This is a genomic window from Streptomyces sp. NPDC001450, from assembly GCF_053597295.1.
On the sequence record NZ_JBSFHY010000011.1, the window covers coordinates 126,862 to 142,055 of the forward strand.

The window sequence follows — 15,194 nt, forward strand, 5'->3', positions numbered from 1 at the left end:
GGGAAAGTCCCGGCTCACTCCCCGGCAGGGGCGTGCTCGGCCGCGGCGGGTACGTCGACCTCCCGCCAGAACCCCGCCCGGATGGCGTAACGGTCGTGCTCGTCGATCTGGTCGTCCTTGTGGGCGAGCAGCCCGAAGCGGGCGGCGTAGCGCAGCAGCTCGCCGTCGATGCGGTGCGGGATGCGCGGGTACATCGTGGACAGCCGCTGCAGATGGCCCTGGTCGCCGAGCCGGGACATCCACCGGCGGGCGAAGACCTGGCCCACCTCGTACGGGTCGCCGCCGACCGTGGTGATGTCCTCCTCCCGGTCGGCCCACCGCTGCTCGGCGGTGGTGAGCTGGGCCAGCGTCGGCATGGAGGCGACCTCGGGCGGCTCGGAGACTGCGCCCGGCCGGTCCACCCAGCCCTTGTCTGAGGACCACCTGAGGGTCGCGGTCGCCGGATGCTGCACGGCCTGTACACCGGGCGCGCGCAGCGCGGCGAGGTCCTTGGGGGTCGGTACGCCCTTGGGGGCGGGCACCCGCTCCTGGGTTCCGTTCTCGGCCGCGGCGGCCGGCGCGTGGGCGCCCTCCTCGGCAGGTCCTTCGGCGGCCGTGGCGAGCGCGGACTCGGGCAGCGGCGCGGAGAGGATCGCCGCGATCTCGGGGCGGGGCACGGGCTGGGGTGCGCAGACGCCGGTCAGTTCCTTGGCGCGGACCGCCTGGGTGATCCAGGCCCGGTCCAGCACGCGCCGCTCGTCGGCCTCGGCGACCAGGTCCTCGGACTGGTTGTAGTCCCCGTCCGCGGCCTGTACGGCCCACAGGTGGACGGCGACGCCGTGCTCCTTGGCGGCCATCATGCCGGGCAGCAGGTCGCCGTCGCCGGTGATCAGGACGACGTCGGAGCAGGCACGGTTGCGGGCCAGCTCGGTCAGCTCGGCGTGCATGGCGGCGTCCACGCCCTTCTGCGCCCAGCGTCCGTCGCTGCGGGTGAGTGCGCCGAGCCGGACGGTGACGCGGGGCATCACGCGCAGCCGGCGGTGCTCCGGCTGGGGGACCCGGTCAGGGGCGCCGTCGAACCAGTAGATGCGCAGCAGCGGGCGCTCGGTCTCCGACTCCGCGCGTTCGCGCAGGGCCTGGATCAGCGCGGTGTGGTCGACGGTGATCCGGGACCGCGAGGGCTCACCGGCGAGGAGGCTGGCGGCGGCTCCCAGCAGATACCCGGCGTCCACCAGGACGATGCAGCGGTCCACGCGACTCACCTTCTTCCCAGGATGCTCTTGCTTCGGACTTCCTTGGCTTTTCCTTGGCTTCGGACTTCCTTCGAGTCTGCCCGACCACGCGGGGGTTAACGGCCCGAACTCGATCTTCGGCGTGGCGTTTGCGCAAACCGCTCGCCCATCACCCCTGTCACACACGGTAATTATCCGACATGCGCGTGATGTCAGCTTATGTGAATCTGGTCGCGGCCCTGGCCCCTAGATCCCCCACAGGAGGCAGATCACCATGGCCAAGAACAAGAACCGCAAGCAGGGCAGCCAGCAGCGCACCTCGCAGGCCCAGCAGGCGCAGGAGCACGCTCAGCGGTCGTCCTCGGAGGCGCACGAGTCCCCGATGCACGTCCCGGGCAGCCCGGCGGATGTTGCTCGTAAGAAGCAGCAGCGCTTCGGCCACAACTAAAGGGCAGTTGAAGCCCAGGCACACGGAAGGGGCGCACCCGCCGAGGGTGCGCCCCTTCCCGCCGCACCGGCTCAGCCGGCCAGACAGGACGGGCCGAGCAGCACCTTCAGGTCTCCGAAGAGCGCCGGATCCGGCTTCACGCGGTGCCGGTCCAGGCGCAGCACAGTGGTCTTGCGCGGCCCCTGGAGCTTGATGCGGACCTCGCTCTCGCCCTTGTGGTGGCTGAGGATCTCGCCGAGGCGGCTGACCATGGGCGGGGTGACCTTGACCGCCGGGATGGTGAGGATCACCGGCGCGTTGGTGCCCGCGTTGGACAGGTCGGGCACCTGCAGCTCCATCGCGACCAGCCGCGGCACGTCCTCACGCTTGTCGAGCCGGCCCTTGACGAACACGACCGCGTCCTCGACGAGTTGGGTCGACACGAGCTGGTACGTCGCCGGGAAGAACATGCACTCGATGGAACCGGCGAGGTCCTCGACCGTGGCGATCGCCCAGGCGTTGCCCTGCTTGGTCATCTTGCGCTGCAGGCCCGAGATGATGCCGCCGATGGTGACCACCGCGCCGTCCGCGTGCTCACCTCCGGTGAGCTGGGCGATGCCCGCGTCGGCCTTGTCGGACAGCACGTGCTCCAGGCCGAAGAGCGGGTGGTCGGAGACGTACAGACCGAGCATCTCCCGCTCCTGGGCGAGCAGATAGGTCTTGTCCCACTCCTCGGTGGTGAACTCCACGTCCAGTCCGAAGCCGGGCTCGCTGGAGGCCTCGTCGCCCATGCCGCCGAAGAGGTCGAACTGCCCCTCGGCCTCCTTGCGCTTGACCGCGACCACGTTGTCGATCATCGGCTCGTACTGCGCGGTGAGGCCCTTGCGGGTGTGCCCCAGGGTGTCGAACGCGCCCGCCTTGATCAGCGACTCCGTGGTGCGCTTGTTGCACGCGACCGCCTCGACCTTGTCGAGGTAGTCGGGGAAGGAGGCGTACTTGCCCTTGGCCTTGCGGCTCTTGATGATCGACTCGACCACGTTGGTGCCGACGTTGCGCACGGCCTCCAGGCCGAAGAGGATCACGTCGTCGCCCTGCGCCGCGAAGTTGTGCACGGACTCGTTGACGTTCGGCGGGAGCACCTTGATGCCCATGCGGCGGCACTCGTTGAGATAGATCGCCGACTTGTCCTTGTCGTCCTTGACCGAGGTCAGCAGCGCGGCCATGTACTCGGCGGGGTGGTTCGCCTTCAGGTACGCGGTCCAGTACGACACCAGGCCGTACGCGGCCGAGTGCGCCTTGTTGAACGCGTAGCCGGCGAAGGGGACCAGCACGTCCCACAGGGCCTGGATGGCCTCGTCGCTGTAGCCGTTCTTGCGGGCGCCGGCCTGGAAGATGGTGAAGTTCTTCGCCAGCTCGTCGGGCTTCTTCTTGCCCATCACGCGGCGGAGGATGTCGGCCTCGCCGAGCGAGTACCCGGCGATGATCTGGGCGGCCTTCTGCACCTGCTCCTGGTAGACGATCAGGCCGTAGGTGACCGCGAGGACCTCTTCGAGGGGCTCCTCCAGCTCCTTGTGGATCGGCGTGATCTCCTGCTGCTTGTTCTTGCGCAGCGCGTAGTTCGTGTGGGAGTTCATGCCCATCGGGCCCGGGCGGTACAGGGCCGAGACGGCGGAGATGTCTTCGAAGTTGTCCGGCTTCATCAGGCGCAGCAGCGAGCGCATGGGGCCGCCGTCGAACTGGAAGACGCCGAGGGTGTCGCCGCGCTGGAGCAGTTCGAAGGTCGTCGGGTCGTCGAGCGGGAGGCCCAGGAGGTCGATGTCGATCCCCTTGTTGGCCTTCACCATCTTGACGGCGTCGTCCATGATCGTGAGGTTGCGCAGGCCCAGGAAGTCCATCTTCAGCAGGCCGAGCGACTCACAGCTCGGGTAGTCCCACTGTGTGATGGTCACACCGTCGGTGTGCCGGACCCAGACCGGGACGTGCTCGGTGATGGTCTCGCTGGACATGATCACGCCGGCGGCGTGCACGCCCATCTGCCGGACCAGGCCCTCCACACCGCGCGCGGTGTCGATGACCTTCTTCACGTCCGGCTCGTTCTCGTACATCCCGCGGACCTCGCCGGCCTCGCTGTAGCGCGGGTGGCTGGAGTCGGTGATGCCGGACAGCGGGATGCCCTTGCCGAGGACGTCGGCGGGCATGGCCTTGGTGATGCGGTCGCCCATCGCGTACGGGTAGCCCAGCACCCGCGCGGAGTCCTTGATCGCGTTCTTGGCCTTGATGGTGCCGTAGGTGCCGATCATGGCGACCTTGTCGGCGCCGTACTTCTCCGTCACGTACCTGATCACCTCGACGCGCCTGCGCTCGTCGAAGTCGATGTCGACATCGGGCATCGAGATGCGCTCGGGGTTGAGGAACCGCTCGAAGATCAGGCCGTGCGGGATCGGGTCGAGGTCGGTGATGCCCATGGCGTAGGCGACGATCGAGCCGGCCGCGGAGCCTCGGCCGGGGCCGACGGCGATGCCGTTGTTCTTGGCCCACATGATGAAGTCGGCGACCACGAGGAAGTAGCCGGGGAAGCCCATCGAGATGATGACGTCCATCTCGTAGTCGGCCTGCTTCTGGCGGTCCTCGGGGATGCCGCCGGGGAAGCGGCGCTCCATGCCGCGGCGCACCTCCTCCTTGAACCAGGTGACCTCGGTGTAGCCCTCGGGGATGTCGAACTTGGGCATGAGGTCGCGCTTCTCGAACATGCCGGTGGTGTCCACCATCTCGGCGACGAGGAGCGTGTTGGCGCAGCCCTCCTGCCAGGCGTCCGAGGAGTCGATGGCGTACATCTCGTCCGTGGACTTCAGGTAGTAGCCGGTGCCGTCGAACTTGAAGCGGTCCGGGTCGGAGAGGTTCTTGCCGGTCTGGATGCACAGCAGGGCGTCGTGGGCGCCCGCCTCGTGCGCGTACGTGTAGTGCGAGTCGTTGGTGACCAGCGGCGGGATGCCGAGCTTCTTGCCGATGTCGAGGAGGCCCTGACGGACCCGGTGCTCGATCTCGATGCCGTGGTCCATCAGCTCCAGGAAGTACCGGTCCTTGCCGAAAATGTCCTGGTAGTCGGCGGCGGCCTTGAGGGCCTCCTCCTCCTGGCCGAGGCGCAGCCGGGTCTGGACCTCGCCGGAGGGGCAGCCGGTGGAGGCGACGATGCCCTCGGACCACTGGGCGATGGTCTCCTTGTCCATCCGGGGCCACTTCTGCAGCCAGCCCTCGGCGTAGGCGTCGGAGGAGAGCCGGAAGATGTTGTGCAGGCCCGTCTTGTTCACGGCCCACATCGTCTTGTGGGTGTAACCACCGGAACCGGAGACGTCGTCGCGCTTCTGGTGCGGCTGGCCCCACTGGATCTTGCGCTTGTTGCGCCGGGACTCGGGGGCGACATACGCCTCGATCCCGATGATCGGGGTGATTCCGGCCTTCTTCGCGGTGTGGAAGAAGTCGTACGCGCCGTGGAGGTTGCCGTGGTCGGACATGGCGATGTGCGTCATGCCCATCTCGTTGCAGGCGTTGAACATGTCCTTGAGCCGCGCGGCACCGTCCAGCAGCGAGTACTGGGTGTGGACGTGCAGGTGCGTGAAGGGCGGCTTTGACACGGTGAGGCCTCCAGGGGAAACACTCGGCGACGGGCGGCGGACAGTTCTGGGGTCAGCGTCGAAGTCTATGCCTCGGGACTGACACTCCCCGGGCACTCCCACGTACCTTCGTGCGTTGGAGACGGCAGAAACGCTGTCGTACAGGCACTGCACCAGGAGGCACCCCGCGATGTCGGTTCCCCAGCTCAACGACGAGCAGCGCGGCGAGGAGATCCTCGCCGTCTTCGACACCGCCTTCGGCCGGCTCCTGGCCGCCGACCCGGCCGCGTTCCGGGTGAAGTTCCGGAAGATGGCGGCCTCGGCGTTCGCGTTCTACCGGGGCACGGCGGCCCTCTTCTACCACGACCTCACTGCGAACACTCAGTTCGGCTCGAAGCGCGGCGGCCCGTACCTGGACGACCGCACCTCGCGGGTGTGGATCCACGGCGACCTGCACGCCGAGAACTTCGGCACCTACATGGACTCCAACGGCCGCCTGGTCTTCAACGTCAACGACTTCGACGAGGCCTACGTCGGCCCGTTCACCTGGGACCTGAAGCGCTTCGCCGCCTCCGTCGCGCTCATCGGGTACGCGAAGGCGCTCAGTGACGAGCAGATCACCGAACTGGTGACGATCTACGCGGCCGCCTACCGCGAGCGCGTCCACGCCCTGGCCACGGGCGCCAAGAGCGACGAGGTGCCGCCGTTCACGCTGGACACCGCGCAGGGTCCCCTTCTGGACGCGCTGCGTGACGCCCGCTCGCTGACCCGTTTCGGGCTGCTGGACTCGATGACCGAGATCCGCGACTTCGAGCGCCGCTTCGCACCGGGCGGCGGCTCCATCGAGCTGGACGCCGCCACCCGCTACAAGGTGCTGGCGGCCTTCGACGGCTACCTGGAGACCCTTCCGGACGCGTCCCTGGCCCGCCCGGACTCGTACCGGGTGAAGGACGTCGTGGGCCGTCGCGGCATCGGCATCGGCTCGGCCGGCCTGCCGTCGTACAACATCCTTCTGGAGGGTCACAGCGACGCCCTGGAGAACGATGTCGTGATCTACATCAAGCAGGCCCAGACCCCGGCCGTCTCCCGGCACGTCACGGACCCGGCGATCGCGGAGTACTTCCAGCACGAGGGCCACCGCACGGTGATCTCCCAGCGCGCCCTGCAGGCGCACGCCGACCCGTGGCTGGGCTGGACCGAGCTGGACGGCGCGGGCCAGCTGGTCGCCGAGGTCTCGCCGTACGCGGTCGACCTCGGCTGGGGCGACATCGACGACCCGGAGGAGATCGCCGCCGTCGTCGCGGACCTGGGCCGGGCCACGGCCACGATGCACGCGGCGGCGGACGACACCTCCGGCGAGTCCCTGGTGCCGTTCTCCACCGAGCGGGCCATCGACGCGGCACTCGCGGCCGACGAGGAGGGCTTCGCGCCCCTCCTGGTGGACTTCGCGCACAGCTATGGCGCACGCGCGCGTGCCGACCACCAGATCTTCGTCGACCTGTTCCGCAACGGCCGGATTCCGGGGCTGTAACCTCGCACACTCACAGGCACTCTTCAGGGGTCTCTTACTCGCGTACGTGACAGACTCTGCTTTCGCTATGGACATATCCGGGACCCAGCTCAGAGCCGTGCGCGCGGCGCTGTTCACGGCCGTGGTCGTGACGCTCAGCACCGCGTCCCACGTCCTGCTGTCCAGGGCCCCGCTGCCGGTGTCGACCGTGGCCGCGGTCGCCACCGGCGTGTTCCTGACCGCGTACGCGCTCGCGGGTCGCGAGCGCGGCTTCGGCCGGATCGCGGCCCTGCTGATCCCGCTGGAGCTGGCCGCGGACACGGTGTTCACCACCGGCCAGCACGCCTGTTACGGCAGGGCGGGCGGTCCGGTCGCCGGACCGCTGCGCGCCCTCGGCCTGGACGTGCTGTGCCAGGGCAGCGTGGGCACCCCGCTGGCCCAGGTGACCGGCGCCTCGGGCCGCGGCGGCGGGGCGCTGCTCGCGCAGGCCAGCCCGGCCGCCGCCTGGCTGCTGCTCGCCGCGCACATCGGCGTGGGACTGCTGGCCGCCGCCTGGCTGCGCCGGGGCGAGCGGGCCCTGACCCAGCTGCTGCGCGCGGCCGCCGCGGCCACCTTCCGGCCGCTGCTGCTGGCGGTGGCCGCGGTCGCCGTACGGCTCTCCCCGGCACACCGGCTGCCGCGCCCGGCCCCGCGTCCGATCGCCGCGCGTGACCGGCTCCTCGTGCACTCCCTGGGACGGCGTGGACCGCCGTGCTCACCGGTATTCACCTGAGCACGATCAGTCCCCCATACGTATCCCGCGTACGACGTGTGCGCGTCCCACATGGAGATCACCAACATGAGCAAGCGGAACAGCCAGGCGGCGAAGACGGCGGCCCGGGAGCGGCTGCGCCAGGAGCGCGAGCGGCAGGCCAAGCGCGACAGGGTCAGGCGGCAGGTCATCGTGGCCGCCTCGGTCGTGGGCGTGCTGGCCGCGGCCGGCGGCATCGGCTACGCCGTCGTCCAGCTGAACAAGCCCAGCTACTGGGAGGGCCTGAAGGACGCCTCGGTCGTCGCCCCGGCCAACACCACGGGCACGAAGGGCACCACCGTCGTCATCGGCAAGGACAGCGCCAAGAAGACCCTCAAGGTCTACGAGGACCCGCGCTGCCCGGTCTGCGCCCAGTTCGAGCAGACGGTCGGCTCGACCGTGAAGAAGGACATCGACGACGGCAAGTTCAAGATCGAGTTCATCAGCGGCACCTTCATCGACAACCACGACAACGGCGTGGGCTCCAAGAACGCGCTGAGCGCGCTGGGTGCCGCGCTCAACGTCAGCCCCGAGGCGTTCCTCGACTACAAGACCGCGCTGTACTCCGCGAAGTGGCACCCGGGCGAGCAGACCGACAAGTTCAAGGACGACAGCTACCTCATCAAGATCGCCGACACCGTGCCCGCCCTGAAGAACAACGGGAAGTTCCAGGACGCGGTCAAGAAGGGCACGTACGACGCCTGGGCGATGGCCATGTCGAAGACCTTCGACGACAACAAGGACGGCGTGACGGGCACCCCGAGCTTCGTCATGGACGGCAAGAAGCTCACCACCGGCACCCAGGGCAACCCGCCCATGTCGGTGGCCGATTTCAACACGGCGGTGGACGCGGCCCTCAAGGGCTGACGACCCGCCTGGCGACCCGTCAGAATCCGATCACCGCATGAAGGGCAGGCGAACTTTCGGAGTTCGCCTGCCCTTGACGCGTACCGGTCAGTAGCCTGATCGGTCGTGACCAGTCGATACAAGCCATCCGAGGCTGCCAAGCGCCTCAACTCCCTGTCGCCCCGCCGCCGTACGGTCGTCAAGGCCGCGGCGGCGACTGCTGTCCTGGCCGGCCCGCTCGCCGCCGCCCTGCCGGCGCGCGCCGCCACGGGCGCCCCCGCCTTCCTGCACGGCGTCGCCTCGGGCGACCCGTTGCCCGACGGCGTCCTGCTGTGGACCCGCGTGACCCCCACCCCGGAGTCGATACCCGGCTCCGGGGTCGGCCCGGACACCGAGGTGAGCTGGGTCGTCGCGAAGGACAAGGCGCTGACGAACGTCGTCGCCAAGGGCTCGACCACAGCGACCGCCGCCTCCGACCACACGGTCAAGGCGGACATCCGCGGCCTGGAGCCGGCCACCGACTACTGGTTCCGTTTCTCGGCCGGCGGCACGGACTCCCCGGTGGCGCGCACCCGCACCGCGCCGGCGGCGGACGCTGCCGTCTCCGGCCTGCGCTTCGGCGTGGTCTCCTGCGCCAACTGGGAGGCCGGCTACTTCTCCGCGTACCGCCACCTCGCGGCCCGCAGCGACCTCGACGCCTGGCTGCACCTCGGCGACTACATCTACGAGTACAAGTCCGGCGAGTACGCGGCCCGGGGCACGGTCGTCCGCCCGCACGCACCCGCGAACGAGATCATCACGCTCGCCGACTACCGGATCCGGCACGCGAAGTACAAGACCGACCCCGACCTGCAGGCGCTGCACCTGAAGGCGCCGGTCATCGCGATCTGGGACGACCACGAGTTCGCCGACAACTCCTGGTCGGGCGGCGCGGTCAACCACACCGAGGGCGCCGAGGGCACCTGGACGGCCCGTCAGGCCGCCGCCAAGCAGGCCTACTTCGAGTGGATGCCGGTCCGCCCCGCGATCGCCGGCACCACCTACCGCCGGCTGCGCTTCGGCAAGCTCGCCGACCTCTCCCTGCTGGACCTGCGCTCCTTCCGATCCCAGCAGGCCGCCACGGCCAGCGGTTCGGTGGACGACCCGAACCGTACGATCACCGGCCGGGCCCAGCTCGACTGGCTGAAGGCCGGGTTGAAGGCCTCCGACACCAAGTGGCGGCTGGTCGGCAACTCGGTGATGATCTCGCCGTTCTCCTTCGGCTCGCTCTCCGCCGACCTGTTCAAGCCGCTCGCCAAGCTGCTCGGGCTGCCGCAGGAGGGAATCGCCGCCAACACCGACCAGTGGGACGGCTACACCGACGACCGTCGCGAGCTGCTGGACCACCTGCGCTCCAACGCCATCGGCAACACCGTCTTCCTGACCGGTGACATCCACATGGCGTGGGCCAACGACGTGCCGGTGGACGCGGGCACCTACCCGCTGTCGGCCTCGGCTGCCACCGAGTTCGTGGTCACCTCGGTGACCTCCGACAACCTCGACGACATCGTGAAGGTCCCCGAAGGCACCGTCTCCGCGATCGCCTCGCCGGTCATCAAGGCCGCCAACCGGCACGTCCACTGGGTGGACACCGACCGCCACGGCTACGGCGTCCTGGACATCACCACCGACCGTGCGCAGATGGACTACTACGTCCTGTCCGACCGCACGGACGCCGACGCGGCCTCCTCCTGGGTGCGTTCGTACCGCACCCGCAGCGGCACGCAGAAGGTGGAGCGCACCTACGACCCGGTATAGCCGACCACTACAGGCTGTCGAGGAAGCCGAGCGCCACCCGCCAGGTGGCCTCGGCAGCCTCCGCGTCGTGGTCCGGCAGCCCGGGGTCGGTGTACAGGTGGCCCGCCCCGGCATACCGGTAGACCTCCACGTCCGCCCCCGCTCTGCGCATCTGCAGGTACCAGGCGCTCAGCCAGTCGTCCGTCTCGAACGGGTCCGGCTCGGCCACGTGCAGCTGCACGGGCAGCTCGTCCACCTGAGCGTTCGGCGTCAGGTCCGAGGTGCCGTGCAGGAGCAGCAGGCCGCGTGCCTTCTCGTCCCCGAGGGCCAGGGTCTGCGCGATGGAGGCACCGAGCGAGAAGCCGGCGTACACGAGCCCCCGCTCCGAGTACGGCGCCGCCGCCAGCACAGCGCGCTTCAGCAGCTCCTCCTTGCCGATCCGCTCCTTGAACTCCATCCCCTCCTCGACCGTGTCGAACGTGCGCCCCTCGAAGAGGTCCGGCGTCCACACCTCGTGGCCCGCCGCGCGCAGCCGGTCCGCGGCCTCGCGCACCGCGGGCCTGAGCCCGTAGGCCGAGTGCAAGAGCATGATGTTCATGAGGCCATGGTGCCAGCCGGGTAGGACAACGCCGTAGCGCGGCCTTCCCCGGGTACGTCGGGAAGACGCAGGTTCACGACCCCGCGAGCCTGGTAAGACGCGAAGGCATGGAGACCGTGCTCCGCCCCCTGATCGTGCTCGGTGGTTCGGTGCTGCTCACCCTGGCCATCGGCTGGGCCACCGACCGGCTGCTGCGCAAGGCCGACGAGCGAAACCCCGAGACCCCGCTGTGGGACCTGCTGCGGCGCGGCCGCATCCCCTATCAACTCCTCCTGTGCACCGCCCTGCTCAGAGGCTCCTACGACCACGCGAACCTGCTGCAGCGGCATCAGGCCGGCGTGGGTCGGGCCCTGACCCTGGTGCTGATCGGGTCCGCCGCCTGGCTGGTGATCCGGATCGCCGCGGCGGTCGTCGAGACCTCCTACACCCGGTACGCGCGCGCCCACCCGGACGCCGCCCGGGTGCGCCGGGTCCGCACCCAGGTGGAGCTGATCATGCGGGTCGTCTCCGCGATCGTGATCGTGGTGGCGAGCGCCTCGATGCTGCTGACGTTCCCGGCGATGCGCGCGGCCGGTGCCTCGCTGCTGGCCTCCGCCGGCATCCTCGGCATCGTCGCCGGCGTCGCCGCCCAGTCGACGCTGTCGAACATGTTCGCGGGGCTGCAGATCGCCTTCGGCGACATGGTGCGCATCGGCGACACGGTGGTGGTGGACGGCGAGTGGGGCACCGTCGAGGAGATCACCCTGACCTTCCTGACGGTCCGCACCTGGGACGAGCGGCGGATCACGATGCCGGTGTCCTACTTCACCTCCAAACCCTTCGAGAACTGGTCGCGGGGCACGCCGCAGATGACGGGCACCGTCTTCTGGCACCTCGACCACAGCGCGCCGATCGAGGCGATGCGCGAGCGGCTCCGCGACATCCTGCGCCAGTGCCCGGCCTGGGACGGCCGCACCTCCAACCTGTACGTGACGGACACCACCCCGAACACCATCCAGGTCCGCGCCCTGGTGACCGCGAAGGACGCGGACGACATCTGGACGGTCCGGGTCACCGTCCGCGAACAGATGATCACCTGGCTCTCGACCGAACACCCCTATGCCCTGCCCCGCGTCAACACGGCAGAGGCGACCCTCCCACCATGGCAACCCGCACGCTCCCCCAACGGCCCGGCCCGGTACCACCGTTGACCCAGGGCGAATCACGGAAAGCCGCCGACGACGCCGCACCCCCACGGCGAACGCCCACCTCTCGGCCAACTGGAGCCAGGTGGTGCGTGGGTGGGCGGGCGGGAGAAAAGATCTCAACGCAAGCTCCGCACATCGAGATGCCTCAGCACCCGATCCACGATCTCCGGATCCGCCCCCGGCTCGCTCCGCGCAGCCAACACCTCATGCCGAGCCGCACTCAACATCTCCCCCTGAATCCGCCTCACCCGCTTCACCCGCCGCTCCCGCTGCTGATGCGCCTCCCGCCGCTCCGCCTCCCCCATGTCCGGGCTGATCCGGATCCCGATGTCGAAGGCCCGCCGCAACATCTGCTCCGCCAGCTCCTCCGGCAACTCCTCCACCTGCTCGATCTCCCGCAGCCTCCGCCTGGCGGCCTTCGTGGCCCGTCGCGCCAGCTCCTCCTCGAACTCCGTCTCCCGCTCGGAGTCGGCCCGCACCCCCAGCCGCTTCACCAGCCAGGGCAGAGTCAGCCCCTGCAGCACCAGCGTGGCGATGATCACCCCGAAGGCGATGAAGACCATCTCGTCCCGGTCGGGAAAGGGGGATCCGTCGTCCGTCCTGAGCGGGATCGCCAGCGCCAGCGCCACCGAGGCCACCCCGCGCATCCCGGACCACCACATGATCACGGTCTCCCGCCAGCTCATCGGGATGTCCTCGTCGTAGTCCCGCCGGGCGTGCAGCCGCTTGGTCAGCCAGGTCGCGGGCAGCAGCCACAGCAGCCGTACGAGGACGACGACGCCGACGACGATGGCGGCCCAGCCGAGCAGCTCGCCCCAACGCCCGGTCGCCGTCCTGATCGCGTTGTGCAGTTCGAGGCCGATCAGCCCGAAGGCGACACCGGTGACCAGCGTGTCGACGATGTCCCAGAAGGTGTACCCGGCCAGCCGGGTCATCACGTCGTCGGCGTCGGTGGCGTACTCGGCGAGGAAGAGGGCCGTGGTGAGCACGGCGAGCACCCCGGACCCCTGCAGCTCCTCCGCGAGCACGTAGGAGGCGTACGGCACCAGCAGGGTCATCCCGATCTGCAGGGTGGGTTCGCCGAGCAGGTCCATCAGCTTGTTCGCGCCCCAGCCGAGCACCAGCCCCACCGCGACCGCGACCACGGCCGACAGGACCAGGTCGAGACCGGCGCGCCAGGCCGAGAACTCCCCGCTCACGGCGGCGGCGATCGCCACGTGGTAGAGCACGATGGCCGTGACGTCGTTGAAGAGCCCCTCGCCCTCCAGGATCGACACCAGCCGGCGCGGCAGCCCGAGCCGCCCGGCGACGGCGGTGGCGGCGACCGGGTCCGGCGGGGCGATCAACGCGCCCAGCGCGACGGCGGCCGCGACCGGCAGTCCGGGCACGATCGCGTGCGCGACGGCGGCCACGCAGATCATCGTCACGAAGACCAGGGCGACGGCCAGCAGGAAGATCGGCCGCTTGTTCGCCGCGAACTGCCGCCACGAGGTCCGCCGTACGGCGGCGTAGAGCAGCGGCGGCAGCAGTCCGGGCAGGATCAGCTCGGGCGGGATGTCCACGTCGGGCACGAAGGCGGCCACCGCCAGGACCCCGCCGAGCAACGTCATCAGCACCGGCGCCGGCAACCCGAACCGTTCCCCCACCGGGACGCTCACCAGGGCCCCGAGCAGCACCACGAACAACAGAGCCAACTGATCCACGGCCGGCGCTCCGGGAGTCGACGATCACACGGCAGGCGTCCAGCCTGCCACGGCCCTCCGCGCGCCGGCCGTCATGGCACCTCGGCTACAGAACGCGCCGCATCGCCCGGTGCGGGATCCCGGCCTCCGGGTACTGCGGGCCGTACGCCTCGTACCCGAGGCGCTCGTAGAAACCCAGGGCGTGGGTCTGGGCGTGCAGGTCCACCGCGGCCAGGCCACGCGCGCGTGCCGTCTCCTCGATGGCCCGCACCAGGGCCACGCCGACGCCCAGCCCGCGCGCCTCACGGGCGACGGCCAGCCGCCCGAGAGAGCCCACCGAGGCGTCCCCGCCGGTCTTCGCGGCGGCCGCCTCGCCGTACAGCAGCCGGCCGGTGCCGAGTGGCACGCCGTCCTCGCGGACCGCCAGCACATGGACGGCCACCGCGTCGTACGCGTCGTACTCGATGTCCTGCGGGACGCCCTGCTCGACGACGAAGACGTCCTTGCGCACCGCGAGGCAGGCCTCGCGGTCGGCGGGGTCCTCGGCGATCCGGACGGTGTACGGCGTGCTCACGCCCACGTCTCCTCGCGGACCTGGTCGAGGGCACTCTGCAGGTCCTCCGGGTAGTCGCACGCGAACTCCACCCACTGCCCGTCCCCGGGGTGCTCGAAGCCGAGCCGCACCGCGTGCAGCCACTGGCGGGTCAGGCCCAGCCGTTTGGCGAGGGTCGGGTCGGCACCGTAGGTCAGGTCGCCGACGCAGGGGTGGCGGTGGGCGGACATGTGGACGCGGATCTGGTGGGTGCGGCCGGTCTCCAGCTTCACGTCGAGCAGGGAGGCGGCGCGGAATGCCTCGATGAGGTCGTAGTGGGTCACGGAGGGCTTGCCGTCGGCCGTGACCGCCCACTTGTAGTCGTGGTTCGGGTGGCGGCCGATGGGGGCGTCGATCGTGCCGCTCGTCGGGTCCGGGTGGCCCTGGACGAGGGTGTGGTAGCGCTTGTCGACCGTGCGCTCCTTGAACTGGCGCTTGAGCGACGTGTACGCGTACTCGGACTTCGCCACGACCATCAGGCCGGAGGTGCCGACGTCCAGGCGGTGCACGATGCCCTGGCGCTCGGCGGCGCCGGAGGTGGAGATCCGGTACCCGGCGGCGGCGAGACCGCCGATGACGGTCGGGCCGCTCCAGCCCGGCGAGGGGTGCGCGGCCACGCCGACCGGCTTGACGATCACGACCACGTCATCGTCGTCGTGCACGATCTCCATGCCCTCGACCGGCTCGGCGACCACCTGCACGGGCGCGGGTGCCTGGGGCATCTCGACCTCGAGCCAGGCGCCTCCGCGCACCCGCTCCGACTTGCCGACCACCGCCCCGTCGACCTGGACCTTGCCGGCCGCGGCCAGCTCCGCCGCCTTGGTGCGGGAGAAGCCGAACATGCGGGAGATGGCGGCGTCCACGCGCTCGCCCTCCAGGCCGTCGGGCACGGGCAGGGTACGGATCTCGGGAATCGTGCTCACCCGACGAGTATGCCGGACGGCTACGACGACCCCGAACGAGC

Annotated in this window: 12 protein-coding genes; 6 read left to right on the top strand and 6 right to left on the bottom strand. The window is 70.0% G+C overall.

Translation table 11 applies throughout. The features are described from left to right. Nucleotides 1-14: 14 nt before the first annotated feature. Entirely contained in the window at nt 15-1,232 is a 1,218-nt protein-coding gene (locus ACWC5O_RS14790; RefSeq protein WP_450587273.1) for an NYN domain-containing protein, read from the bottom strand. A 253-nt stretch (nt 1,233-1,485) separates the two neighbouring features. Here ACWC5O_RS14790 and ACWC5O_RS14795 point away from each other — a divergent pair, with 253 nt between their 5' ends. Then, nucleotides 1,486-1,659, top strand: coding sequence for a hypothetical protein (locus ACWC5O_RS14795; protein WP_450587272.1), 174 nt, complete (start codon nt 1,486-1,488; stop codon nt 1,657-1,659). 71 nt (nt 1,660-1,730) lie between these two features. On the opposite strand, the gene dnaE is transcribed toward ACWC5O_RS14795, so the two are convergent. Then, nucleotides 1,731-5,270 carry a DNA polymerase III subunit alpha gene (gene dnaE / locus ACWC5O_RS14800; protein WP_450587271.1) on the bottom strand — a complete coding sequence of 1,180 codons (3,540 nt, stop codon included), beginning with the start codon at nt 5,268-5,270 and terminating at the stop codon, nt 1,731-1,733. A 169-nt stretch (nt 5,271-5,439) separates the two neighbouring features. Here dnaE and ACWC5O_RS14805 point away from each other — a divergent pair, with 169 nt between their 5' ends. The 4 genes from ACWC5O_RS14805 (at nt 5,440) to ACWC5O_RS14820 (ending at nt 10,192) form a co-directional block, all read left to right on the top strand. Beyond that, nucleotides 5,440-6,780, top strand: coding sequence for a DUF2252 domain-containing protein (locus ACWC5O_RS14805; RefSeq protein ID WP_450587269.1), 1,341 nt, complete (start codon nt 5,440-5,442; stop codon nt 6,778-6,780). A gap of 67 nt (nt 6,781-6,847) precedes the next feature. Next, nucleotides 6,848-7,531, top strand: a complete 684-nt coding sequence (locus ACWC5O_RS14810) for a hypothetical protein (protein ID WP_450587267.1) — start codon at nt 6,848-6,850, stop codon at nt 7,529-7,531. A 66-nt stretch (nt 7,532-7,597) separates the two neighbouring features. Then, the gene (locus ACWC5O_RS14815; RefSeq protein WP_450587266.1) at nt 7,598-8,416 is read left to right on the top strand and encodes a thioredoxin domain-containing protein; all 819 of its coding nucleotides are present in this window, start codon (nt 7,598-7,600) and stop codon (nt 8,414-8,416) included. Nucleotides 8,417-8,521: 105 nt separating this feature from the next. After that, the gene (locus ACWC5O_RS14820; protein WP_450587264.1) at nt 8,522-10,192 is read left to right on the top strand and encodes an alkaline phosphatase D family protein; all 1,671 of its coding nucleotides are present in this window, start codon (nt 8,522-8,524) and stop codon (nt 10,190-10,192) included. A 7-nt stretch (nt 10,193-10,199) separates the two neighbouring features. On the opposite strand, the gene ACWC5O_RS14825 is transcribed toward ACWC5O_RS14820, so the two are convergent. After that, nucleotides 10,200-10,769 carry a dienelactone hydrolase family protein gene (locus ACWC5O_RS14825; protein ID WP_450587262.1) on the bottom strand — a complete coding sequence of 190 codons (570 nt, stop codon included), beginning with the start codon at nt 10,767-10,769 and terminating at the stop codon, nt 10,200-10,202. Between the two features lie 107 nt (nt 10,770-10,876). On the opposite strand from ACWC5O_RS14825, the gene ACWC5O_RS14830 reads away from it, so the two are divergent. Next, nucleotides 10,877-11,959, top strand: a complete 1,083-nt coding sequence (locus ACWC5O_RS14830; RefSeq protein WP_450587260.1) for a mechanosensitive ion channel family protein — start codon at nt 10,877-10,879, stop codon at nt 11,957-11,959. 113 nt (nt 11,960-12,072) lie between these two features. Here the strand turns inward: ACWC5O_RS14830 and ACWC5O_RS14835 are convergent, their stop codons facing one another. From ACWC5O_RS14835 to ACWC5O_RS14845, 3 genes are all read right to left on the bottom strand, one after another. Then, entirely contained in the window at nt 12,073-13,659 is a 1,587-nt protein-coding gene (locus ACWC5O_RS14835; protein ID WP_450587258.1) for a Na+/H+ antiporter, read from the bottom strand. Between the two features lie 85 nt (nt 13,660-13,744). After that, on the bottom strand, nt 13,745-14,212 hold the full coding sequence (locus ACWC5O_RS14840) for a GNAT family N-acetyltransferase (protein WP_450587256.1): 468 nt from the start codon (nt 14,210-14,212) through the stop codon (nt 13,745-13,747). After that, complete coding sequence (locus ACWC5O_RS14845) at nt 14,209-15,153, bottom strand: RluA family pseudouridine synthase (protein ID WP_450587255.1); 945 nt, start codon at nt 15,151-15,153, stop codon at nt 14,209-14,211. The genes ACWC5O_RS14840 and ACWC5O_RS14845 overlap by 4 nt, the downstream gene beginning before the upstream one ends. Nucleotides 15,154-15,194 lie beyond the last annotated feature (41 nt).

Coding starts and splice junctions, on each gene's coding strand:
- ACWC5O_RS14825 (WP_450587262.1), bottom strand. CDS start 10,769: ATGAACATCATGCTCTTGCACTCGGCCTACGGGCTCAGGCCCGCGGTG.
- ACWC5O_RS14815 (WP_450587266.1), top strand. CDS start 7,598: ATGAGCAAGCGGAACAGCCAGGCGGCGAAGACGGCGGCCCGGGAGCGG.
- ACWC5O_RS14795 (WP_450587272.1), top strand. CDS start 1,486: ATGGCCAAGAACAAGAACCGCAAGCAGGGCAGCCAGCAGCGCACCTCG.
- ACWC5O_RS14810 (WP_450587267.1), top strand. CDS start 6,848: ATGGACATATCCGGGACCCAGCTCAGAGCCGTGCGCGCGGCGCTGTTC.
- ACWC5O_RS14805 (WP_450587269.1), top strand. CDS start 5,440: ATGTCGGTTCCCCAGCTCAACGACGAGCAGCGCGGCGAGGAGATCCTC.
- ACWC5O_RS14830 (WP_450587260.1), top strand. CDS start 10,877: ATGGAGACCGTGCTCCGCCCCCTGATCGTGCTCGGTGGTTCGGTGCTG.